Source organism: Nonomuraea jabiensis (assembly GCF_014204795.1).
GTDB lineage: Bacteria > Actinomycetota > Actinomycetes > Streptosporangiales > Streptosporangiaceae > Nonomuraea > Nonomuraea jabiensis.
Genome location: NZ_JACHMB010000001.1, coordinates 2262798 through 2284292, shown reverse-complemented (window position 1 = coordinate 2284292; position 21495 = coordinate 2262798). Strand labels below are relative to the sequence as shown.

Here is a 21495-nt window from a genome sequence, read left to right as displayed (position 1 = left end):
CGGCGCCCTGGTGACCTGAGCTACCAGGCGTAGTCCTCCGGGGCCGTGCGGTGGCCGGGGAAGATCTCGTCGAGACGGGCCAGCGTGGCCTCGTCGAGGTCGATCTCCAGGGTGCGCAGGCTGCCCTCGAGCTGCTCCAGGGTGCGCGGGCCGATGATCGGCGCGACCACCGCCCGCTGCTTGAGCAGCCAGGCCAGGGCCACGTACGCCGGGTCCTCGCCCAGCTCGTCGCAGAGCTTCTCGTACTGCTCGATCTTGTCGCGGTGCTTCTCGAGCTGCTTGACCATGTGCTCGGAGGCCGAGCGGCCCTTGTCGATCTTGCGCAGCACGCCGCCGAGCAGGCCGCCGGCCAGCGGGCTCCACGGGATCACGCCGAGCCCGTAGTCCTCGCACGCGGGCAGCACCTCGAGCTCGACCGTGCGGGTGAGGAGGTTGTAGTGGGACTGCTCGCTGATGAGGCCGTTGACGTTACGCCGGGCGGCCGCCTCCTGGGCCTTGGCGATGTGCCAGCCGGCGAAGTTGGACGACCCCACGTAGACGATCTTGCCCTGCTGGCGCAGGACGTCCATCGCCTCCCAGAACTCCTCGTACGGGGTGTCCCGGTCGACGTGGTGCGCCTGGTAGATGTCGATGTAGTCGGTCTGCAGCCGCTTCAGCGAGGCGTCGCAGGCCCTGCGGATGTTGAGGGCGGACAGCTTCTGGTCGTTGGGCCAGTCGCTCATCTTGCCGTTGAGCTTGGTCGCGATGACGGTCTTCTCCCGGCGCCCGCCGCCCTGGGCGAACCACCGGCCGATGATCTGCTCGGTGATGCCCTCGCCCAGCTTCCAGCCGTACACGTTGGCCGTGTCGAAGAAGTTGATCCCCAGCTCCAGGGCCCGGTCCATGATCGCGAAGGAGTCTTCCTCCGTGGTCAGGGGGCCGAAGTTCATGGTGCCGAGGCAGAGCGGACTCACCTGGAGGCCACTGCGTCCGAGGTTGACGTAATCCATGACTTCAACCCTAAAGACCTGGAGTGCGCTCCAGGCCATACACCAGGTCCATGATCCTGAATGGAGCGCTGCCGGACCTCCGCGTGCCTGTGGGCGGCCATGGCGGTGGCCAACGGGCTCCTGGTGGTGCTCCAGGGCACCGGTTTCCACCGCCACAGCGCCAAGGTGGGCCGGGTCCTCGTCGGCTAGAACCCCGGCAGGACGAGGTCGCCCGCCCAGGCCTTGTACGTGTACTCGTCGAGCTTGCGGATCCGGCCGGTGTTGACGTCGATCGCGTACGTGGCGTCGCCCAGCGTGGGCATGCCGTTCTTCTTGCCCCCCCAGGACGTGTCGCGCAGCACGTCGCTGAGCACCACTTCCGTAGGGCTGTGCCAGCCGCCGATCCGCGGGAAACGGAAGCCCTTCGGTACGTCGGTGAACTCCGCCCTGGACAGGACCTTGCCGGTGGTGACGTCGAGGGTGACGATCGCGTCGAAGTCGTGGGTCACGACGTGGTCCTTGACCTCCTGGCCATCGAGGTAGGTCAGCGTGCGCCCGTCCGCGGACAGCTCGCTTACCTGCGCCGAAATCTGGTTCAACGGCGTCACCTTCCCGTCCTCGAACAGCCCCAGCCGGTCCTTGCCGTCAGTGACCACGATCGGACTCCCGCCGTTGCCGATCCGGCGCACGCGCCACCCCTCGGGGATCTCGGTCACCTGGCCCGTCTCCATGTCCACCACCGAGCTCTTCCGGGCCAGCGGGCCGAGAAAGCGCCCGTCGGGCGAGAGCACCAGCACCACCCCGTTCTTCACCATCGTCTCCCGCGTGACGGTCTGCGGGGTGAGCCAGATGCGGCCGTCGGCCAGATCCCGGACCGCGAACTTCTGGTCCTTCTCGCTGTAGTACGCCACCCGCTTCCCGTCCGAGGAGATCGTCAGAGGGCCGCCGGTGTTCATGTAGTTCTCGGGGACCTGCTCGGTGTACACGCTGAGCGCCTCGGGCATCCGGAAGCTCCCGCCGGTCCGGGTCACCAGCCGCCACTGGGCGCATTCCGTGCCGAAGTCCCGGGTGTTCTTCGGGGTCCACTCCTTGCCGCAGAAGTCGTAGTACGCGTACGCGGCCGGGTCCACGCCGGAGGCGGGCAGCGCATCCGCGATCTCGCCGCTGAACGTGGCGCCGCCCGGCGTGGTGATCAGGACGGTGGCCGTGAGCGCCGCCGCGACCAGCGACGCCAGCGCCGAGCCGAGCGTCGCCGCCTTCCGCCTGCGCGCCCCCCGCACCACCCGCTCGGTCAGGTCGACCTCGGGCGCCTGGGCGGCGATCAGGTGGAGCTCGTCACGGAACCGGGTCATCGGTAGACCTCCTCGGGATCGACGTCGTGGAGCAGTTCGGCCAGCTCGGGGGCGAGGACGCGTAAGCGGCCGAGCGCGTGGCTGGTCTGGCTCTTGACCGTGCCGGGCGAGCAGCCGAGCAGGTCGGCGGTCTCGTCGACGCTGCGGTCCTCGTAGTACCGCAGCACCAGCACGGCCCGCTGCCGGGGCGTCAGGCGCAGGAGGGCCCGCTGCAGCGCCATGCGGTGCAGGCTCTCCTCCTCGGGGCCGGCCCCGTGCTCGATCTCCGGCGGGTACGCGGTGAGCGTCTCCTTGGCGCGCCTGCGCCGCCGCCAGGAGATGTGCTCGTTGACGAGCGCCCTGCGGACGTACGCCTCCGGATTGCCGTCCTTCATCAGCTTCCGCCAGTGCCTGGCGGTCCGCATCAGAACGGTCTGCAGCAGATCCTCGGCCTGCGGGGCGTTGCCGGTGAGCAGGTACGCGGTACGCATCAGCGCGTGCTGGCGCCCACGGACAAACTCCCTGAAGCCCTCATATGGGTCCATGCCTCTCCTTCCACCCGCTATCAACGCGGACACGAGCGGCGGCGTTGGAGGTCGGTCTTGCGCGGCGACTCGTGGGGCATGATGTCGGAGTGGGGGATGGAGTGATGCGGGCGCTGGCCGCCGCGGGGGCTGTGGCGATGGCCACCTGTGTGCTGTTCACCGTTCCCGCCCGTGCGGCGGTGGCGGACGAGGGGATGGAGAAGCTTTTCACCTTCAAGGACCCGAAGATCACGGAGTCCAGCGGCCTGGCCGTCTCGCCGACGCACGCGGACATCTACTACACGCACAACGACAGCTCCGCCAGCCCCACCTTCTACGCCGTGGACGGCAAGGGGCGGACGCGGGCCACGTTCCAGGTGCGGGGCGCCCAGGCGAGAGACTGGGAGGCCATGGCCGCGACCAAGGACCCGGCCACGGGGCAGGCCACGCTGTGGTTCGCGGACATCGGCGACAACCTCAACGGGGCCTGGCCGGACGTCTCCATCTACCGCGTGGTGGAGCCCCAGACCATCAAGGACGCCACCCTGCCCGCGACCCGCTACCGCTTCCGCTACGCCGACGGCGGCCGCAACGCGGAAGGCATCATGATCAACCCCAAGACGGGGCGCCTCTACGTGGTGTCCAAGGAGTTCTCGGGGTCCGTCTACGCCGCGCCGAAGAAGCTCCGTACCGACAAGCCGAACGTCCTGCGCAAGGTGACCACCGCGCCCCTCATGGCCACGGACGCCGCCTACGCCCCCGACGGCTCCTCGTACGTCATCCGCACCTACTTCTCGGCCACCCTCTACCGCCCGTCGGGCGAGATGATCAGCAGGGTGTCGATGCCGGCGCTGAAGCAGGCGGAGTCGATCGCGTACACGGCGGACGGCAAGTACCTCCTCACCGGCACGGAGGGGCCCCGGAGCCCGGTCTACCGCGTCACGATCCCCGCCACCGCCCGCCCCGCCACCACCCCCACTCCCAGCCCGACCGCGGCCGCGCGGCAGGCCCCCGCGAAGGACCCGGGCGCGGCCTCCCAGGCGGCCGTCGAGGCGGGCGCGACCGGCTTAACGGCCAAGGACATCCTCATCTGGATCGCCGCCGCCGCGACCGCCCTGGGCACCATCACCTTCATCGCCCGCCGCACCCGCTGAACCCCCCGGAATGATCGATCGTGAAACGCGATCGTTCCGATGAAAAACATGCGTTGGACTCATTGATGCCCCATCGCCCAGGCTGTCCGCATGACGGCGATGAGACCTCGAACGGACGGCCGCCTGTCGCGCGGTCTGCTCCTGCTCATGTCAGTGGCGACCGGGTTGGCGGTCGCCGGAAACTACTTCGCGCAGCCGCTGCTTGACCTGATCGGCCGGGAGCTGGACGTCGGGCCGTCGCAGGCGGCACTGGTGGTGACGGCCGCGCAGGGCGGGTACGCGCTGGGGCTGATCCTGCTGGTGCCGCTCGGCGATCTGGTGGAGCGGCGGCGGCTGGCGGTGGCGCTCTACGCGGCGACCGCGGTGTTCCTGCTGGTGTCGGCCATGGCCCCCAACGGCACGGTGCTCCTGGCCGGTACCGCCCTGACCGCGCTGACCTCGGTGGGCGCTCAGGTCGTGGTGCCGTTCGCGGCGACGCTGGCGAACCCCGCCGAGCGTGGCCGGGTGGTCGGCACCGTGATGACCGGGCTGATGCTCGGGCTGTTGCTGGCGCGCACCGCGTCCGGCGCCCTGTCGGAGCTGGGCGGGTGGCGGACGGTCTACTGGGTGAACGCGGCCCTGATGGCGCTGATGGCCGTGCTGCTGCGTACGTTCCTGCCCCGGCTCGGCGGGGACGGCGGCCGCCTGACCTACCTCGGCCTGCTGCGCTCGACGGTGGCGATGTTCCGGTACGAGCCGCTGCTGCGGTGGCGGGCGGGCATCGGCGCGTTGAGCCTCGCCTCGTTCAGCGTGCTGTGGACGGCGCTGACCTTCCTGCTGTCGGGCTCGCCGTACGACTGGACGGAGCCGGCCATCGGCCTGTTCGGACTGGTCGGGGTCGTGGGCGCGCTGACGGCCACAGTCGCGGGGCGGCTGGCCGACCGCGGACGCGTACAGGTCGTGACCGGCGCCGGGACGGTGCTGCTGGTGGCGTCCTGGCTGGCGCTCGCGGCGGGGGCGCGGTCCCTGATCTGGCTGCTCGCCGGCGTGGTCGTGCTGGACCTGGCGCATCAGGCGGTGCTCAACAGCAGCCAGAACGTCCTCTTCGCGCTGCGGCCCGAGGCCCGCAACCGGATCAACTCGGCCTTCCTCACCGTCTTCTTCGCCGGGGGCGCGGTGGGGTCCGCGCTGGCGTCCGTGGTCTGGGTGCACGGGGGCTGGAGCGGCGTGTTCGTCCTGGGCGCCGCCCTTTCGGCCGGGACCGTCGTGCTCTGGGCCCTGGAACGCATCACCGTCAAGCGGCCGGCGGGCGAGCCCCCGAAGACCGCGCCCCGTACCCCTGCCACTGCCAAAGGAGAATGAGCGTGTCACGCACCGTACTGATCACCGGGGCCACCGGGACCGTGTCCACCGCGCTGATCGAGGCGCTGGAAGGAGCCGATGTCGGCCTTCGCGCCCTCGTCCGCGACGAGTCCCGCGCGGGCGGGCTGTCCGAGCGGGGAGTCGAGGTCTTCGCCGGTGATCTCGACGACGCCCGGTCGCTGCCGCCCGCCTTCGAGGGCGTGCGGGACGTGTGGCTGCTGACCCCGAACGGCCCGCGCGCCCCGGAGAACAGCATGAACGCCGTGTGGGCCGCCCGCCGGGCCGGCGTGGAGCGCGTCGTCCGCCTGTCCGTCGTCGGCGCGGCGCACGACGCGCCGAACCGCAGCGGCAGGCTGCACGCGCTGTCCGACCAGGAGCTCGAACGGTGGGGCATGCGCTGGACGATCCTGCGCCCGCACTGGTTCATGCAGAACCTGCTGAACGAGGCGGGTGACATCGCCGCCACCGGCACGTTCTCGCTGAACCTGGCCTCGGCGCGGATCGGCATGATCGACGTACGCGACATCGCCGAGTGCGCCGCCCGCGTGCTCCTCGACGACCCGGATCGCCACCACGGCGAGACGTACACGCTCACCGGCCCGCGCTCGCTGACGTTCGACGAGGTTGCCGAGCAATTGGGGCTCGCTCTCGGCAGGTCCGTCACGTACCTGCCGGTCGGCGACGACGCCAAGCGCAAGACGCTGCTCGGCTACGGCGTCCCGGTATGGATCGTCGACATGCTGGAGGAGTACGCGCAGGCGTACGCCTCCGGCTGGGGCGACTTCACCACCGACACGGTCGCCGGCCTTCTCGGCCGCCCTCCGCGCGACATCGCCGACTTCGCCCGCGACCACGCCTCGGCGTTCACCTCGGCGTTCACTTCGGCCGGAGGTGGCAAGTGACGCGATCGTTCAGGGCCCTCGGCGCGATCCTCGCCGCGCTCGCGCTGGCTGTCACCACGGGCGGCCCCGCCGGAGCGGACTCGGACCGGCGGGCAGGGAGGCTTCCGACCTCGATCTCGCTGCCCGACGGCTTCCAGCCCGAGGGCATCGCCACCGGCGCCGGACCCTTCGCCTTCATCAGCTCCATGGCCGACGGCTCCATTTACCGCGCCGACCTGCGCACCGGCCGCGGCGCGATCATCAGCCGCGGACCCGGCACGCCGTCACTCGGCATGAAGCTCGACTCGCGGGGGCGGCTGTTCGTGGCAGGCGGCACGGGCGGTGACGCGCGGGTGGTCGACTCCCGCACCGGCCGGGTGCTGGCCTCCTACCGGCTGGTCACCGGCCCGGCGTTCGTCAACGACGTCATCCTCACCCAGGGCGCCGCGTGGTTCACCGACTCCACCAACCCGGTGCTCTACAAGCTGGCGCTGCGCGGCGACCGGCTGCCCGCCACCGCGGTGCGGATCCCGCTCACCGGGGAGCTGAAGTACGGCGACGGCTTCAACGCCAACGGCATCACGCCCACCCCGGACGGCCGGGGCCTGATCGTCGTGCAGTCGAACACCGGCGGGCTGTTCCGCGTCGACCCGTCCGGCGCCACCCGCCGGGTGGACCTGCACGGCGAGTCGCTGCGGGAGGGCGACGGCCTGCTGCTGCGCGGCCGGACGCTGTACGCGGTGCAGAACCGGCTCAACGCCGTGGCCGTCCTGCGGCTGAACGCGACGGGGACCGAGGGGCGCGTCGTGCGGCGGGTGAGCGATCCCAGGTTCGACGTGCCGGCGACCGTGGCCGCCTTCGGGTCGCGGTTGTACCTCCCGAACGCCCGCTTCGACACGACGCCGGCCCCGGACACGCCGTACGACGCCGTCGCCATCCCCCGGCCCTGAACCGGCTCTTCAGGACGGCGCGGGACCCCTCCGCCGCCCCTGGCCGCGCAGGGTCGCGGTGAAGAGCTCTCCGCGCAGGGCCTGCCCGACCACCTCGATCGAGCGGGCCAGCCGGACCAGGCGCGGGCCCTCGTGCCGGTAGACGTCGAGTACGGCCTCGACGGCGTGCGGCGGGAGGTGCCCCTTCAGGTCGACGGCGGCCTTCCGGTAGCCGGTCCTGGCCGCCTCGACGGCGGCGTTGACGTGATAGCTCGCCATGCTGACCAGCGCGATCGGATGGCGCCGGAGAACCTCGTGCTGCCGGTAGTCCGGCGGGAGCGCGTCCAGGAGCCAGGTCGTGGCGGACAGCTCCCAGTCAGGGACGCTGGGCGGCCGCACCTCGGGCGGCCACTCCGGCGGAAGGTACATGCCGCCATCGTACTCATGTTCGACTGGATGTCATGGAAAGGGCCGCTGTGTCCGTCGGCTCAAGCGCTGGATCGCCCGGATATAGCGGGGACGGCCGGTTAGCCGGAAAATCGTCGTGTGACGGAGAAGATCGGAGTCGTGGGGGCGGGCATAGTCGGCCTGGCCGTGGCGCGCGAGCTGGCCAGGGTCAGGGGCGCCGAGGTGACCGTGCTGGAGAAGGAGTCGCACGTCGGCGCCCACCAGACCGGCCACAACAGCGGCGTCGTCCACGCGGGCATCTACTACCCGCCGGGCTCGCTCAAGGCCCGGCTCTGCCGCGAGGGCGTGGCACTGCTCAAGGAGTACTGCACCGCCAACGCGCTGCCGTACGACGAGGTGGGCAAGCTGGTCGTCGCGAGCACCCGTGCCGAGCGGCCGCTGCTGAGCGCGCTGGCCGAGCGGGCGCGCGCCAACGGCGTGCCCGGCATCGCCGAGCTCGACGGGCTGGCGCTGCGCGAGATCGAGCCGCACGCGGTCGGCGTCGGCGCGATCCACTCGCCGTACACCGCGATCTGCGACTTCCCCGCCGTCGCGCGCCGGCTCGCGCTCGACGTGGCGGAGATGGGCGGGTCCGTACGGCTGTCGCATCCGGTCAGGGCGATCAGGGAGCGGTCCGGGGGCGTGGAGGTGCTCGCGGCCAGGCGGAGGTTCACCTTCGACCGGCTGGTGGTCTGCGGCGGCCTGGGCACCGACACGGTGGCCGGGATGGCGGGGCAGCCGGGGGATGTGCGGATCGTCCCGTTCCGAGGGGAGTTCTACGCCCTCCGGGGCGCGGCCAAGGACCTCGTCCGCGGGCTGATCTATCCGGTGCCGGATCCGCGCTACCCGTTCCTGGGGGTGCATCTGACGCGCCAGATCGACGGCGGGGTGCTGGTGGGGCCGAACGCGGTGCTCGCCCTGGCCTACGAAGGCTACACCTGGCGAAATATCCGAAATTTCGGTCAAATCCTTGGATGGCCGGGGACGCTGCGCATGGCCAGGAGCCACTGGCGTACGGGGATCAAGGAGGTCTACGGCTCCCTCGTCAAGGGCGCGTTCGTCAGGGGCGCCCGCCGCTACGTCCCCGAGCTCACCGCCGCCGACCTCGTACGGGCCCCCGGCGGCGTACGCGCCCAAGCCGTCGCCAGGGACGGCCGCCTGGTCGACGACTTCGTGGTGGACGTGCACGGCAACATCGTCCTGGTGCGCAACGCGCCCTCGCCCGCCGCCACCTCCAGCCTGGCAATTGCCCGGCACATTGCCGGAATTGTCCCAGCACTCGTCCGATGAGGGCATCCTTGGATGTGATGGAATCACGCCTGCTGATCGTCGAGGACGATCCCAACATCCTTGAGCTCCTGGCCGCGAGCCTGAGGTTCGCGGGCTTCGACGTGACCACCGCGAAGAGCGGCCACGACGCCGTCGCCGCCGTGCAACGGCACCGGCCCGACCTCGTCGTGCTCGACGTCATGCTGCCCGATCTGGACGGATTCGAGATCGTCCGGCGGCTGCGCGGCGGCGGGCTGCACACGCCCGTGGTGTTCCTGACCGCCCGTGACGAGACCGAGGACAAGATCCGCGGGCTCACGATCGGCGGCGACGACTACGTGACCAAGCCGTTCAGCCTGGAGGAGGTGGTCGCCAGGATCCACGCGGTCCTGCGCCGTACGAACGGCGACCTCCCGGCCGCCCCGCCCCGGCTCACGTTCGCCGACATCGAGCTGGACGAGGAGAGCCACGAGGTGTGGCGCGGAGGCAACGCGGTGGCGCTGTCGCCGACGGAGTTCAAGCTGCTGCGCTATTTCATGACGAACGCCGGCCGCGTCCTGTCCAAGCCCCAGATCCTCGACCACGTGTGGGACTACGACTTCAGGGGCGAGGTGGGCATCGTCGAGTCGTACGTGTCCGTGCTCCGCCGGAAGATCGACAACCGCAGCCCCCGGCTCATCCACACCCTGCGCGGTGTCGGATACGTCCTACGCCTGCCACCGAGTCCCTGATGCGCGGTCTGCCGCTGCGGATCAAGCTCATCGCGTCGATGCTGGCCCTGCTGGGGTTCGGCATGACCTTCATCGGCCTGGTGAGCGTCTCGGTGCTGCACGGCTACCTCATCGACCGGGTGGACAGCCAGCTCAGCCTGCTCAACGCCCGCATGCACAAGAAGGTCGTGAGCGACTGGCGCAAGGACAGGGAGACCTCCGAGCGGCCGATCATCATCGAGTCCGACGCGATCGTCCTGGTCAAGGAGCCGGGCGGCAACTTCGTACCGATGCTCACCGACCGCGACGTGGACCTGAAGCCCAAGCCGGTGCTGTCCCCCTCGCCGGGCACCGAGGCGTACACGACGCCGGCCATCAAGGGCGACGGCGAGTGGCGGGTGCTGGAGCGCGTGGTCCAGCGGCAGACGCTCGTGGTCGCGGTGGACCTGGAAGAGGTCGACGCGATCACCAGGCGGCTCGTGCTCATCGAGCTGCTGGGCGGCGGCGGCATACTGCTCCTCCTGACCGTCGCGGGCATCACGATCGTGCGGCGCAGCATGCGCCCCCTCGGCCAGATCGAGCGCACGGCCGAGGCCATCGCCGGCGGCGAGCTGGGCCGCCGGGTGCCGGACGCCGACCCGCGTACCGAGGTCGGGAGCCTGGCCAACTCGCTGAACGGGATGCTCGCCCAGATCGAGGCCGCCTTCGCGGCGCGGTCGGCGTCGGAGGCGGCGGCCCGCCGCTCCGAGGACCGCATGCGCCAGTTCGTCGGCGACGCCTCCCACGAGCTGCGCACCCCGCTGACCTCCATCCGCGGCTTCGCCGAGTACGCCAGGCAGAACCCCGGCGCCGACCCCGCCGAGCTGATGCAGCGCGTGGAGAAGGCCGCGGGCCGGATGAGCCTGCTGGTGGACGACCTGCTTTTACTGGCCAGGGTGGACCAGCAGCGGCCGCTGAAGATGCGCCCGGTGGACATGCTGGCGCTGGCCGCGGACGCCGTGCAGGACGCCAGGATCCTCGCGCCCGACCGGATCATCAAGCTGGACGTGGTCGGCGGCGCGGCCCTGATCGTCTCGGGCGACGAGGTACGCCTGCGCCAGGTCATCAGCAACCTCGTCACCAACGCGATCATCCACACCGAGCCCGGCTCGCCGATCATCGTGCGCATCGGGGCGGGCCCGGAGAAGCTGTTCCTGGAGGTCGTCGACAACGGCCCCGGACTCACGCCCGAGCAGGTCGAGCACGTCTTCGAACGCTTCTATCGCGCCGACTCCGCCAGATCGCGCCGCCGTTCCGGCGAGGACCGGGGCAGCGGGCTCGGCCTGGCCATCGTACGGGCGCTCGTCCAGGCCCACGGCGGCACGGTCACGCTGGACAGCTCGCCGGAGGCCGGCTCCACCTTCCGGGTGGAACTCCCACTCGCCTTGGAGTGAGCCTTCAGCTAACCCTCAGGTGGCTGGGTCACTCTAAGTAGGTGATGAAACCCGAGGCGCTGATCATGGTGGTGGACGACGAGCCCAGCATCAGGGACCTCCTGTCCGCCAGCCTGCGCTTCTCCGGGTTCGAGGTGCTGACCGCCGCCGACGGGCAGGAAGCCGTGGAGGTGGCCGACCGGGCCTCGCCCGACCTCGTGGTGCTCGACGTGATGCTGCCGGACCTCGACGGGTTCGAGGTGGCCAAGCGGATCGACGCCCCCGTGCTGTTCCTGACCGCGCGGGGCGACACCGAGGACAAGATCGCGGGCCTGCGGGTGGGCGACGACTACGTGACCAAGCCGTTCAGCCTGGAAGAGGTGCAGGCCAGGATCCGGGCGGTGCTGCGGCGCACGCGCGGGGAGGGCGCGCCGGCGAGCCGGCTCAAGGTGGCCGACCTGGAGCTGGACGAGGACGCCCGCGAGGTGTGGCGGGGCGGCCGGCAGGTGCGGCTGTCGCCGACGGAGTTCAAGCTGCTGCACTACTTCATGGTCAACGCGGGGCGGGTGCTGTCGAAGGCCCAGATCCTCGACCACGTCTGGAACTACGACTTCGGCGGCGACGCGGGCGTGGTCGAGTCGTACGTGTCCTACCTCAGGCGCAAGGTGGACGACGTCGAGCCGCGGCTCATCCACACCCTGCGCAGCGTCGGCTACGTGCTACGGGAGCCGCCGCCCGGCTAGGCGCTGCGGTGGACCGCCGGGGCAGGCGTGACGGTTCGCGATCTGTGGTGGACCGCCGGACGTGGCTCACCGTAGCGTGAGTCGTATGGAGCCGCTGGCCGCGCCGGAGACTAGCGTGGGCCGTATGGACCTGCTGGCCGCGTTGGAGGCGCTGCGCCGGCCGCTGGATCGCGAGCTGTTCCCGCTGGCGGTCGGCGAGGCGGCGCGAGACCGGCGTGCGCTGCGCGAGCTGGCCGGGCAGCTCGACGACTACCTGCTGCCCCGGCTGCGCGCGCTCGACGCGCCGCTGCTGGCCGTCGTCGGCGGGTCCACGGGGGCGGGCAAGTCCACGCTGGTCAACTCGCTGGTCGGGGCCGACGTGACCGAGCCGGGCGTGCTGCGGCCCACCACGCTCGTCCCCACGCTCGTGGTCAGCCCGGCCGACCAGTCCTGGTTCATGGGCCAGAACGTGCTGCCCGGCCTGTCCCGCGCCACCGGCACCGGTCCGGGGGCGCTGCGGGTGGTCACCTCCGACGCGCTGGGCGCCGGCCTCGCGCTGCTCGACGCGCCCGACATCGACTCGGTGGTGGTGGCGAACCGGGAGCTCGCCGCCCAGCTGCTGGCCGCCGCCGACCTGTGGCTGTTCGTCACTACCGCCGCCCGTTACGCGGACGAGGTGCCGTGGAGCTTCCTGCGCTCCGCCCGCGAACGCAGCACCGCCCTGGCCCTCGTCCTGGACCGGGTGCCCCAGGAGGCGGTCGAGCCCGTCTCGCGCGACCTGACCCGCCTCCTCGCCGAGAACGGCCTCGACGGCACGCTCCTGTTCACCGTCCCCGAGGCGGCGCTGCCCTCGGAGAAGGCCAGGTTGCCGGAGGAGAGCGTGCGGCCCATCTCCTCCTGGCTCGCGGGGCTGGCCACCGACGCGGCGGAGCGGTCCCGCGTCGTACGCCAGACGCTGTCGGGGGCGCTCGACAGCCTGGCCACCCGGGTGCCCGCGCTGGCCCTGGCCGTCGAACGCCAGCAGGCCGCCTTCGACACCCTGCGTTCCGTCGTGGCGGGCGCCTACGCGGGCGGCATGGCCGACTTCGACGCGGGCATGCGTGACGGGTCGCTGCTGCGGGGCGAGGTGCTGGCCCGCTGGCAGGACTTCATCGGCACCGGCGACCTCATGCGCTCCCTGGAGAGCCGGGTGGGGTGGCTGCGCGACAGGATCGTCGGCTTCTTCACCGGGCAGATGCCGGAGGGCCAGCTCAGGGACGCCCTGGAGAGCGGGGTGGGGGCGCTCATCAGGGGCGCCGCCGACGGGTCCGCCGAACGCGCCCTGGAGGGCTGGTCGGCCGCGCCCGGCGGTTCCGGCCTGCTGGAGCGGCTCGGCCCCATGGAGTCCGCCCGCCTCGGCCGCGCCGCTCCCGATGTGGGCAAGCGCGCGGAGGCGACGGTCCGGGGGTGGCAGGAGTTCGTCCTGGACCTCGTACGGGAGGAGGGGCGCGAACGGCGGACGGCCGCCCGCGTCGCCTCCTTCGGGGTGAACGGGGCGGGGCTGCTGCTCATGCTGGGCGTGTTCGCCTCCACGGGCGGGCTGACCGGGATCGAGGTGGGGATCGCGGGCGGCACGAGCCTGCTGTCGCAGAAGCTGCTGGAGGCCGTCTTCGGCGACCAGGCGGTGCGGACGCTGACGGTGCGGGCGCGCGACGACCTGCGGGATCGGGTGCGGCTGCTGCTGGAAGAGGAGTCGTACCGGTTCACGGCCCAGCTGGAGGCGATTGAGCCGCCCCGGGGGACGGCGAACGCGCTGCGCGCCGCGGCCGAACGCATCCAGGCCCACCGCGCGGAACTCCCGCCGACGGCCACGGGCGAACAGGGCACGACGGCGGGCGGGCAGGGCACGACCGTGGGCGGGCAGGGCACGACTGCGGGCGGGCAGGGCACGACTGCGGGCGGGCAGGGCGCGACCGTGAGCGGGCAGGGCGCGACCGTGAGCGGGGAAGGCGCGACCGCGGGCGGAGAAGGCGCGACCGCGGGTGGAGAGGACGCGGGGGACACGTCGTGAAGCTGCTGCGTCGTAAGGAGGGCCCGTCCCTCGACTCCCGCCTGGCCGCCCTGCTGGAGGCCGCCGAGCTGGCCGAGGGGCGGCTGCCGGAGGAGGCGGTGTCCGGCGCGCGGGCGGTCGCCGAACGGGCCGGCGTGCGCCGTACCCTCTCGATCGACCACACCGTGGCCGCGCTGGCGGGCGCGACGGGCAGCGGCAAGTCGTCGCTCTACAACGCCCTCGCCGGCGCGGACCTGGCGGCGGTGGGCGTCGTACGGCCCACCACCTCGGCCGCCCAGGCGGCGCTGTGGGACGGGGAGGGCTCGGGCCCGCTGCTGGACTGGCTGGACATCCCGCAGCGCCACCCCGCCGCCTCCGCCTCCGACCTGTCCGGGCTCGTCCTCCTCGACCTGCCCGACCACGACTCCATCCAGGTGTCCCACCGCCTGGAGGTGGACCGGCTGGTGGAGCTGGTGGACCTCCTGGTCTGGGTGGTGGATCCGCAGAAGTACGCCGACGCCGCGCTCCACGACCGCTATCTGCGCCGGCTGGCCGCCCACCGGGGCGTCATGCTGGTGGTGCTCAACCAGGTCGACCGCCTGCCGGAGAGCGCCGTCGACCGCTGCCTCCGGGACCTCCGCCGCCTCCTTGACGAGGACGGCCTGGCGGGCGTGCCGGTTCTGCCCGTCTCCGCCCGCACCGGCGCCGGGCTCGCGGAGCTCCGCGCGCTCCTGAACGACCGCGTCGCGGAGCGCAAGTCCTGGTCCACCCGCCTGGCGGCCGACATCACCACCACCGCCGCCCGCCTCGGCACGCCGGAGGAGACCCCGGCGGGTCAGGCGATGGATCGGACGCTCACGGCGGCGCTCTGCGAGGCGGCCGGGGTGCCGCTGGTCGTGGAGGCGGTGGCCAAGGGGCACCGCCACCGCGCCGTCGTCGCCACCGGCTGGCCCGTCACCCGCTGGATCCGCAAGCTCAGGCCCGACCCGCTCCGCAGGCTCCGCATCGGCCCCATGACCCCGACGGGCGGGCCGACGGGCGGGCCGGCGGGCGAGCTGCTCCCGGGTCGGGCGCAGGCCGCGCCTTCGGGGCAGTCAACCGGGTCCTCGGGGCAGTCGGCCGCGCCTTCGGGACATTCGGCCTCAGGGCAGGGATTCGGGGCCGAGGTCGTCGGCCGTACCTCCGTCCCGGCGGCCTCGGCCGTACAGAGGGCCAGGGTCGAGACGGCGATCAGGGACGTCGGCGAGGCGGCCGCGGCGGACCTGCCCGGCCCGTGGGCGGCGGCGGTGCGGCAGGCGGCGCGGTCCCGTTCCCAGGAGCTGGCCGACGCGGTGGACCGGGTGGTGGCCACGACGTCCGCCCGCGCGACGCGGCGGCCCAGGTGGTGGCGGGCCGTGAACGTCCTGCAGTGGCTGGTGTTCGCGGCCATGCTGGCCGGTGCCGTGTGGCTGGGCGGGCTGTTCGGGATGGACTACCTGCGCCTGCCCCAGCCGCCGCTCCCGACCGTGGGCGTGGTGCCGTGGCCGACGGTGCTGCTGGTGGGCGGGGTGCTGGCGGGTGTGCTGATCGCGCTGCTGTCAAGGCTGGCCGCCTGGGCGGGCGGCAGGCGGCGGGCCCGGCGTACGGCCAGAGCCCTGCGTACGGCCGTGGGCCAGGTCGGCGACGATCTCGTGCTGGCCCCCGTGCGGGCGGAGCTCGACCGGTACGCCCGCTTCACCGAGGCCCTCACCCGAGCCCGCGCGTGACCCACCGGGCTCACCGGGCTCACCAGGAACGCTCGGTACCGTCGCGCGGGGGCAGTACCGTGCAGGCCGTGCCGTCGTGCCGGACCAGCGCCGTTCAGCGCGTGCTGTCGCGCCGGAGGAGTACGGTCGCCAGGGCCGCGCCCGCCAGCGCGAGGCCGGAGGCCGCGAGGAAGGGCGCCGAGGCCCCTAATCGTTCCCCGGTCACCCCGGCCACCCCCGACCCCAGCGCACCCCCCACCCCGATGGCCGTGGAGACCCACCCGAACGCCTCCGCCTGCGCCCCCGGCGCGAACTCGTCCACCAGCAACGACGACGTCGTCAGCGCCGGATTGAGCGCCAGCCCCCCGCCGAACAGCACCATCCAGAACACCGGCCACGACTCCACCAGCGCCAGCGGCGCCAGCACCGCCCCGAGCGCCAGCATCAGCGCCACCAGCCGCACCCCGGCCCGGGACTGCCAGGACCGGGCGCCGTAAGCGGCGGCCCCCATGATGCCGCCCACCGACAGCGCCGCCACCAGCACCCCGGTGGCGGCGGGCACGTGGCGGGCGGCGGCCAGCGCGGGCACGCCCACCTGGAGCGCCCCCAGCGTCCCGCCGAGCAGCAGCACCACGGCCAGCAGCACCGGCATCCGCCGGTCCGCGAACACCCGCCCGCGCCCCCGCTCGGACCCGCGGGCCTCCGCCCGCAGTGCCCGGGTGAAGCCCAGCGTCCCGGCCCCCGCGGCGACGGCCACCAGAGCCAGCCCCAGCGAGGTCGTGGTCAGCGCGATCACCACCCCGAACGCCAGCGGCCCCACCAGCATGGCCAGCTCCTGCACCAGGTAGACCAGGCTGTAGGCGGCGGTACGCCCCTCGTCCGGCACGCGGCGCCCCCATTCGATCCGCATGCTCACCGAGACCGGCGGCAGCCCGGCCCCGGCCACCCAGGCCAGCGCCACCACGGCCCACCAGAGCCGGTCCCCGGCGGCCGCGACCAGCGCGACGAGCGCGGACACGTGCACCAGCGCGGTGACGAGGAGCACCGGCCTGGACCCGCGCCGGTCCATGAGCCGCCCCTGCACCGGCCGCCCCATGCCCGCCCCCATGGCGAACGCCGCCGCGGTCACCCCCGCCAGCGTCAGCGAGCCGCTCGCGCCCTGCACCACCAGCACCGTCCCGATGGGCGCCACCTGCTGCGTGAGCTGCGCCAGGAATCCCAGCACTGCCTGAGCGGGCACGCCGGGCAGGCCGAGCAGGCTTCGATGGCGCGGATCTTCCATGGGCCGCACGCTATCCCGGAGATCAGGACGCCGGGCAGCCCTCCGCCTTGTTGCGGGCGTCGATGACCCGCTGCGACAGCGGGGTCGTGTGCGCCAGCACCACGGCCACTCCGGGTTCGGTGAAGAACCCGCCGCGCACCAGCCAGGTGTCCGGCACGGAGGCCTGCTCGCTGCCGCCACCGGCCTTCTCGGCGGTGAGGTCGGGGACGAGGAACCCGCTGATGCGCACGCCGCGTTCCGTCAGCATGGCCCGCACTTCGGCGACCGTCTTGTTGGCGAAGGGGACGCAGTGCATGGGCTCGCCCTTGGTGTCCCATGTGGTGGTGACGTAGTACTTCTCGCCGGGTCTGGCCTTCCTGCTGACCGTGACCAGGGCCGTGCCCTTGAAGCCGACGGGGATCTTCAGCCCGATCGCGCAGGCGTCCCCCACCATGTCGCACGGGCCCGGCGGGTTGATGCCCTGGATCTCGCTCACGACGCTCATGTCCGGGGCGGTGGGGAACACCTCGCGCTCGAACGCCGCCGTGGCGGGACGTACCTTGAGCGAGACGTCGAGCCCATAGTGACGCAGCTGCTCCTCGTACAGCTTCGGGTTGGCGTAGAGATCCTTGATTTCGATGACGTAGTAGCCGCCCTCCTGCCGGATGTTCAGGGCCGAGGCGGAGGTGTCCGGCTGCAGCCAGGTCAGCGCCACGACGGCGGCGGTGAGCAGCCCGCCCGCGGGGATCGCCAGGCGCGGGCTCAGCCGCCTGCGCCTCCTGGCCGGGGTGGGGCCGGGCGATCCGGCGGTGATCTCGTGGATCAGCTCGCGGGCGCCCTCACTGACCTCCGTCACCGGCGGGGCGGCGAACCTGGCGACGATCTCGTCGATGTTCCGGGTCATGATCGGCCTTTCGCGGGGGTGACCTGTCCATAGCGGGGATAGTCGGCTTCGGCGTACGCCAGCTCTCTGGCCAGGCGCTTGCGGGCGCGGTGCAGCCGGAGCCTGGCGGCTCCGCGCGAGCAGCCGAGCACCTTCGCGATCTCGGCCCCGCTGAGCCCCTCCCACGCGACCAGCGCGAGCAGCTCGCGGTCGTCGTCCGAGAGCCGCTTGAACGCCTCGTACGCCGGTTCGGCGCCGGTGACGGAGTTCGCCCAGTTCGGGATCTCCTCGCGCAGCCGTACGGCCAGGGCGGCCCGTCGTTCCTCGCCGCGGAAGTGGTTCGCGAGCGTGCGCCTGGCGACGCCGTACAGCCAGAGCCGGGCCGCGTCTCCCTCGGGGATGTCGTTCAGGCGGCGCCAGGCGGTCGTGAACGTCTCGGCGATCACGTCCGCGATGTCGTCAGGCGAGCCGGCACGTCGCCTCACATATGTGGCTATGGCCGGATAATGCGCCATATAGATCTCCTCGAAGCGCTGCTCGGGCTCGGGTGGCCCCATGCGGTGGTCCTTCCACTCGGCGAACACACCTCAGGAGATGTCCGGCTAAGTCCGGATGTTTCACCCGGCGTCGAGAGAGCGGCCGATCGTGCGCAGCGCCGACAGGAGCGGGCGCAGGAGGGGATGGGCGTCGGAGCCGCGGCGTACGGCGGCGAAGACGCGGCGCTCGGGCCCCGGCGTGCGGCGGACCGCCACCCCCGTCAGCGCCATGTCGCGCAGGGCCAGCCGTGGCACCAGGGCCACCCCCGCCCCGGCCCCGACCAGGGCGACCACGGCGCGGAAGTCGTCGGAGCAGTGGGCGAGGTTTGGCGTGAAACCTGCCTGCTGGCAGGCGAACGTGATCACGTCGTGTACCGGGTTGCCCGGATAGGGGCCGATCCAGGTCTCGGAGGAAAGCGAGGTCAAGGTCGCCTCCGAGGCCAAGGGGTGGTCGTGGGGGAGCACCAGGTCGAACGGCTCGGCGTAGAGGGGCAGCCGGGACAGGCGCCGGTCGGCCGCGTCGGGGGCGCCCCGGTACTCGACCGTGACGGCCAGGTCGGCCTCGCCGTCCAGGAGCATGGCCAGGCTGTGGTCGCCCTCGGCGTCCAGCACGCGTACGTGCAGCCCGGGGGACGTGGCGCGCAGGGCGGCGATGGCGGGGGAGAGCACGGCGCCGATGGCGGTGGCGAAGCAGGCCACGGTGACCTCGCCGGCCTCGCCCGTGGCGTACGCGGCCACCTCGGCCTTGGCGCGTTCGAGCTGGGCGAGCACCTCGTTCGCGTGGCCCAGCATGATCTTGCCGACGGCGGTGAGGTGGACGCCGCGGCCGTCGCGGGTGAACAGCCGGTGGCCCACCTCGTGCTCCAGCGCGACGAGTTGCTGGGACACCGCGGAGGGGGTGAGGTGCAGCGCGGCCGCCGCGGCGGTCACCGTGCCGTGGTCGGCCACCGCCCGCAGCGTGCGCAACCGCCGCGTGTCTATCACCCGTGCTCCTTGGCCTCACCGCGTGAGGCGCGCCCGATCGCTGGGATCCGTCGCAGCGAGAATACTCACCCGCCGGTCATAACCCCGCACGGCCGGGTCAGGACGGCCAGGTCGGCATCCCGGGTGGGGTGTCAGCCGCGGGCCTGGACGAACGCGTGGATGGCGCGGTCGACGTCTTCCGTGGAGTGGGCGGCGGAGAGCTGGACGCGGATCCTGGCCTGGCCGTGCGGCACGACCGGGTACGAGAAGCCGATGACGTAGATGCCGAGGTCGAGCAGGCGTTCGGCCATAGCCGCGGCCTCGGCGGCATCGCCGATCATCACGGGCACGATCGGGTGGTCCCCGGGCAGGATGTCGAAGCCGGCCCTGGCCATCTCCCCACGGAAGCGCGCCGTGTTGGAGCGGAGCTGCTCGCGGGCCTCGTTCGAGGTCTCCAGCAGGTCGAGGATGCGCAGCGACGCCGAGGCGATGACGGGGGCGAGCGAGTTGGAGAACAGGTACGGGCGCGAGCGCTGGCGCAGCAGCTCGCAGATCTCCTTGCGGGCCGAGACGTAGCCGCCGCTGGCGCCGCCGAGCGCCTTGCCCAGGGTGCCGGTGATGATGTCGATCCGGTCGGTGACGCCGTGCAGCTCCGGCGTGCCGCGGCCGGTCGGTCCGACGAAGCCGACGGCGTGGGAGTCGTCGACCATCACCATGGCGTCGTACCGCTCGGCCAGGTCGCAGATCTCCCGCAACGGCGCGAGATATCCGTCCATGGAGAACACGCCGTCGGTCACGATCAGCCGCCGCCGCGCCTCGGACGCCTCCTTGAGCCGGGCCTCCAGCTCGGCCATGTCGCGGTTGGCGTAGCGGAAGCGCTGGGCCTTGGAGAGCCTGATGCCGTCGATGATGCTGGCGTGGTTGAGCGCGTCGGAGATCACCGCGTCCTGGGCGTCGAGCAGGGTCTCGAACACGCCGCCGTTCGCGTCGAAGCACGAGCTGTACAGGACGGTGTCCTCCATGCCGAGGAAGTCCGACAGGCGAGCTTCGAGCTCCTTGTGCACCTCCTGGGTGCCGCAGATGAACCGTACCGACGCCATGCCGAACCCCCACCGGTCCAGCGCCTCCTTGGCCGCCTCGATCACGGTGGGGTTGTCGGCCAGGCCGAGGTAGTTGTTGGCGCAGAAGTTCAGGACCTCGCGGCCGGCGACGCTCACCGACGAGCTCTGCGGGGAGCCGATCACGCGCTCGGGCTTGAGCAGCCCGGCCTCGGTGATCTCGTCGAGCGTCGTACGCAGCTGCTGGCGCACGTTCGTGAACATCAGGCGCTCCAATCGAGAATGACCTTGCCCGTCCGCCCGCTTGCTGCCGTGTCGAAGGCGGCGTCGAAGTCTTGGTACGGGAACCGGTCGGTGATGACGGGGGTGAGGTCGAGGCCCTTCTCCAGCAGGACCGACATGTTGTACCAGGTCTCGAACATCTCCCGCCCGTACACCCCCTTGATCGTGATCATGGAGGTCACAACGGTCGCCCAGTCGACGGCGAACTCCTCGGCGGGCAGCCCGAGCATGGCGATCTTCCCGCCGTGGGTCATGTTCGCGATCATGTCGCGCATGGCCTGCGGGTTGCCGGACATCTCCAGCCCCACGTCGAAGCCCTCGCGCATGTGGAGCTGGCGCATGCCCTCGGCGATCGAGGTCCTGGAGACGTTCAGGGCGAGGGAGACGCCGAGCTTGCCGGCCAGGGCGAGCCGCTCGTCGCTGACGTCGGTGATCATCACGTTGCGCGCGCCGACGTGCGTGGCCACGGCCGCGGCCATGAGCCCGATGGGGCCCGCCCCGGTGATCAGCACGTCCTCGCCGACCAGAGGGAAGGACAGTGCGGTGTGTACGGCGTTGCCGAACGGATCGAAGATGGCCGCCACGTCGGGGTGGACGGGCACCCGGTGCACCCAGACGTTGGAGGCGGGCAGCGTGACGTATTCGGCGAAGGCGCCGTCCCTGTTGACGCCGAGGCCCACCGTGTTGCGGCACAGGTGCCTGCGGCCCGCCATGCAGTTGCGGCACTTGCCGCACACGAGGTGACCCTCGCCGCTGACGAGGTCGCCGACGGCGACGTCCTCGACGCCCGGCGCCACCTCGACCACGTGGCCGGAGAACTCGTGCCCGACGATCAACGGGAGCTTCAGAGTGTGCCGCGCCCAGTCATCAAATTTCCGGATATGCAGGTCGGTGCCGCAGATGCCGGTCCGCAGGACCCGGATCTTCACCTCACCGGGACCCACCTCGGGCTCGGGCACGTCCACAAGCCAGAGACCGGCCTCGGCCTTCTCTTTGACCAGCGCTTTCATGGCTCCATTTCCCCCACTCCGAACCTAACGCACTGTGCCCTCTCCCCTCGGGGGATGTCCA

General features: G+C 72.0%; 21 protein-coding genes. 11 read left to right on the top strand and 10 right to left on the bottom strand.

The genetic code is table 11. The features are described from left to right. Positions 1 to 20: 20 nt before the first annotated feature. Positions 21 to 989, bottom strand: a complete 969-nt coding sequence (locus tag HD596_RS09765; protein ID WP_185068951.1) for an aldo/keto reductase — start codon at positions 987 to 989, stop codon at positions 21 to 23. A 60-nt stretch (positions 990 to 1049) separates the two neighbouring features. On the opposite strand from HD596_RS09765, the gene HD596_RS63650 reads away from it, so the two are divergent. Beyond that, positions 1050 to 1178, top strand: coding sequence for a hypothetical protein (locus tag HD596_RS63650; RefSeq protein ID WP_281398194.1), 129 nt, complete (start codon positions 1050 to 1052; stop codon positions 1176 to 1178). Here HD596_RS63650 and HD596_RS09760 read toward each other — a convergent pair. Further along, the gene (locus HD596_RS09760; RefSeq protein ID WP_185068950.1) at positions 1175 to 2320 is read right to left on the bottom strand and encodes a hypothetical protein; all 1146 of its coding nucleotides are present in this window, start codon (positions 2318 to 2320) and stop codon (positions 1175 to 1177) included. The two genes, HD596_RS63650 and HD596_RS09760, sit on opposite strands and share 4 nt — an antisense overlap. Beyond that, positions 2317 to 2844, bottom strand: coding sequence for a SigE family RNA polymerase sigma factor (locus tag HD596_RS09755; RefSeq protein WP_185068949.1), 528 nt, complete (start codon positions 2842 to 2844; stop codon positions 2317 to 2319). The genes HD596_RS09760 and HD596_RS09755 overlap by 4 nt, the downstream gene beginning before the upstream one ends. Before the next feature lie 89 nt (positions 2845 to 2933). On the opposite strand from HD596_RS09755, the gene HD596_RS09750 reads away from it, so the two are divergent. From HD596_RS09750 to HD596_RS09735, 4 genes are all read left to right on the top strand, one after another. Then, complete coding sequence (locus HD596_RS09750) at positions 2934 to 3977, top strand: YjiK family protein (protein WP_185068948.1); 1044 nt, start codon at positions 2934 to 2936, stop codon at positions 3975 to 3977. Between the two features lie 99 nt (positions 3978 to 4076). After that, positions 4077 to 5318: an MFS transporter gene (locus HD596_RS09745; protein ID WP_185068947.1), complete on the top strand. Its 1242-nt coding sequence runs from the start codon at positions 4077 to 4079 to the stop codon at positions 5316 to 5318. Between the two features lie 2 nt (positions 5319 to 5320). Continuing rightward, complete coding sequence (locus HD596_RS09740) at positions 5321 to 6220, top strand: SDR family oxidoreductase (RefSeq protein ID WP_185068946.1); 900 nt, start codon at positions 5321 to 5323, stop codon at positions 6218 to 6220. Next, positions 6217 to 7149, top strand: a complete 933-nt coding sequence (locus HD596_RS09735) for an SMP-30/gluconolactonase/LRE family protein (protein ID WP_185068945.1) — start codon at positions 6217 to 6219, stop codon at positions 7147 to 7149. Before HD596_RS09740 ends, HD596_RS09735 begins: the two co-directional genes overlap by 4 nt. A gap of 9 nt (positions 7150 to 7158) precedes the next feature. On the opposite strand, the gene HD596_RS09730 is transcribed toward HD596_RS09735, so the two are convergent. Further along, complete coding sequence (locus tag HD596_RS09730) at positions 7159 to 7557, bottom strand: hypothetical protein (protein WP_185068944.1); 399 nt, start codon at positions 7555 to 7557, stop codon at positions 7159 to 7161. 117 nt (positions 7558 to 7674) lie between these two features. Here HD596_RS09730 and lhgD point away from each other — a divergent pair, with 117 nt between their 5' ends. From lhgD to HD596_RS09700, 6 genes are all read left to right on the top strand, one after another. Further along, complete coding sequence (lhgD, locus tag HD596_RS09725) at positions 7675 to 8865, top strand: L-2-hydroxyglutarate dehydrogenase (protein WP_313043431.1); 1191 nt, start codon at positions 7675 to 7677, stop codon at positions 8863 to 8865. Positions 8866 to 8882: 17 nt separating this feature from the next. Next, positions 8883 to 9575 (top strand): response regulator transcription factor, encoded by a 693-nt coding sequence (locus HD596_RS09720; RefSeq protein WP_225963761.1) that lies wholly within the window; start codon positions 8883 to 8885, stop codon positions 9573 to 9575. After that, on the top strand, positions 9575 to 10987 hold the full coding sequence (locus tag HD596_RS09715; protein WP_185068942.1) for a sensor histidine kinase: 1413 nt from the start codon (positions 9575 to 9577) through the stop codon (positions 10985 to 10987). Before HD596_RS09720 ends, HD596_RS09715 begins: the two co-directional genes overlap by 1 nt. Positions 10988 to 11031: 44 nt before the next feature. Then, on the top strand, positions 11032 to 11709 hold the full coding sequence (locus HD596_RS09710) for a response regulator transcription factor (RefSeq protein WP_185078383.1): 678 nt from the start codon (positions 11032 to 11034) through the stop codon (positions 11707 to 11709). Between the two features lie 124 nt (positions 11710 to 11833). Next, positions 11834 to 13738, top strand: coding sequence for a GTPase family protein (locus HD596_RS09705; protein WP_246554252.1), 1905 nt, complete (start codon positions 11834 to 11836; stop codon positions 13736 to 13738). Continuing rightward, on the top strand, positions 13735 to 15462 hold the full coding sequence (locus HD596_RS09700; RefSeq protein WP_185068941.1) for a YfjP family GTPase: 1728 nt from the start codon (positions 13735 to 13737) through the stop codon (positions 15460 to 15462). Before HD596_RS09705 ends, HD596_RS09700 begins: the two co-directional genes overlap by 4 nt. A 94-nt stretch (positions 15463 to 15556) precedes the next feature. On the opposite strand, the gene HD596_RS09695 is transcribed toward HD596_RS09700, so the two are convergent. From HD596_RS09695 to tdh, 6 genes are all read right to left on the bottom strand, one after another. Continuing rightward, positions 15557 to 16723, bottom strand: coding sequence for an MFS transporter (locus HD596_RS09695; protein WP_185068940.1), 1167 nt, complete (start codon positions 16721 to 16723; stop codon positions 15557 to 15559). Between the two features lie 22 nt (positions 16724 to 16745). Continuing rightward, positions 16746 to 17606 carry a hypothetical protein gene (locus tag HD596_RS09690; protein WP_185068939.1) on the bottom strand — a complete coding sequence of 287 codons (861 nt, stop codon included), beginning with the start codon at positions 17604 to 17606 and terminating at the stop codon, positions 16746 to 16748. After that, positions 17603 to 18142, bottom strand: coding sequence for an RNA polymerase sigma factor (locus HD596_RS09685; RefSeq protein WP_185068938.1), 540 nt, complete (start codon positions 18140 to 18142; stop codon positions 17603 to 17605). Before HD596_RS09685 ends, HD596_RS09690 begins: the two co-directional genes overlap by 4 nt. A gap of 60 nt (positions 18143 to 18202) precedes the next feature. After that, positions 18203 to 19105: a LysR family transcriptional regulator gene (locus tag HD596_RS09680; RefSeq protein ID WP_185068937.1), complete on the bottom strand. Its 903-nt coding sequence runs from the start codon at positions 19103 to 19105 to the stop codon at positions 18203 to 18205. A gap of 131 nt (positions 19106 to 19236) precedes the next feature. Continuing rightward, on the bottom strand, positions 19237 to 20406 hold the full coding sequence (locus HD596_RS09675; protein ID WP_185068936.1) for a glycine C-acetyltransferase: 1170 nt from the start codon (positions 20404 to 20406) through the stop codon (positions 19237 to 19239). Beyond that, positions 20406 to 21434, bottom strand: coding sequence for an L-threonine 3-dehydrogenase (gene tdh, locus HD596_RS09670; RefSeq protein WP_185068935.1), 1029 nt, complete (start codon positions 21432 to 21434; stop codon positions 20406 to 20408). The genes HD596_RS09675 and tdh overlap by 1 nt, the downstream gene beginning before the upstream one ends. Positions 21435 to 21495: the final 61 nt, after the last annotated feature.

What these genes read in the sequence shown, in the direction of transcription:
- HD596_RS09765 (WP_185068951.1), bottom strand. Translation starts at nt 989, where the DNA reads ATGGATTACGTCAACCTCGGACGCAGTGGCCTCCAGGTGAGTCCGCTC.
- HD596_RS63650 (WP_281398194.1), top strand. Translation starts at nt 1,050, where the DNA reads ATGGAGCGCTGCCGGACCTCCGCGTGCCTGTGGGCGGCCATGGCGGTG.
- HD596_RS09760 (WP_185068950.1), bottom strand. Translation starts at nt 2,320, where the DNA reads ATGACCCGGTTCCGTGACGAGCTCCACCTGATCGCCGCCCAGGCGCCC.
- HD596_RS09755 (WP_185068949.1), bottom strand. Translation starts at nt 2,844, where the DNA reads ATGGACCCATATGAGGGCTTCAGGGAGTTTGTCCGTGGGCGCCAGCAC.
- HD596_RS09745 (WP_185068947.1), top strand. Translation starts at nt 4,077, where the DNA reads ATGAGACCTCGAACGGACGGCCGCCTGTCGCGCGGTCTGCTCCTGCTC.
- HD596_RS09730 (WP_185068944.1), bottom strand. Translation starts at nt 7,557, where the DNA reads ATGTACCTTCCGCCGGAGTGGCCGCCCGAGGTGCGGCCGCCCAGCGTC.
- HD596_RS09720 (WP_225963761.1), top strand. Translation starts at nt 8,883, where the DNA reads ATGGAATCACGCCTGCTGATCGTCGAGGACGATCCCAACATCCTTGAG.
- HD596_RS09715 (WP_185068942.1), top strand. Translation starts at nt 9,575, where the DNA reads ATGCGCGGTCTGCCGCTGCGGATCAAGCTCATCGCGTCGATGCTGGCC.
- HD596_RS09710 (WP_185078383.1), top strand. Translation starts at nt 11,032, where the DNA reads ATGAAACCCGAGGCGCTGATCATGGTGGTGGACGACGAGCCCAGCATC.
- HD596_RS09705 (WP_246554252.1), top strand. Translation starts at nt 11,834, where the DNA reads ATGGACCTGCTGGCCGCGTTGGAGGCGCTGCGCCGGCCGCTGGATCGC.
- HD596_RS09695 (WP_185068940.1), bottom strand. Translation starts at nt 16,723, where the DNA reads ATGGAAGATCCGCGCCATCGAAGCCTGCTCGGCCTGCCCGGCGTGCCC.
- HD596_RS09690 (WP_185068939.1), bottom strand. Translation starts at nt 17,606, where the DNA reads ATGACCCGGAACATCGACGAGATCGTCGCCAGGTTCGCCGCCCCGCCG.
- HD596_RS09685 (WP_185068938.1), bottom strand. Translation starts at nt 18,142, where the DNA reads ATGGGGCCACCCGAGCCCGAGCAGCGCTTCGAGGAGATCTATATGGCG.
- HD596_RS09675 (WP_185068936.1), bottom strand. Translation starts at nt 20,406, where the DNA reads ATGTTCACGAACGTGCGCCAGCAGCTGCGTACGACGCTCGACGAGATC.
- tdh (WP_185068935.1), bottom strand. Translation starts at nt 21,434, where the DNA reads ATGAAAGCGCTGGTCAAAGAGAAGGCCGAGGCCGGTCTCTGGCTTGTG.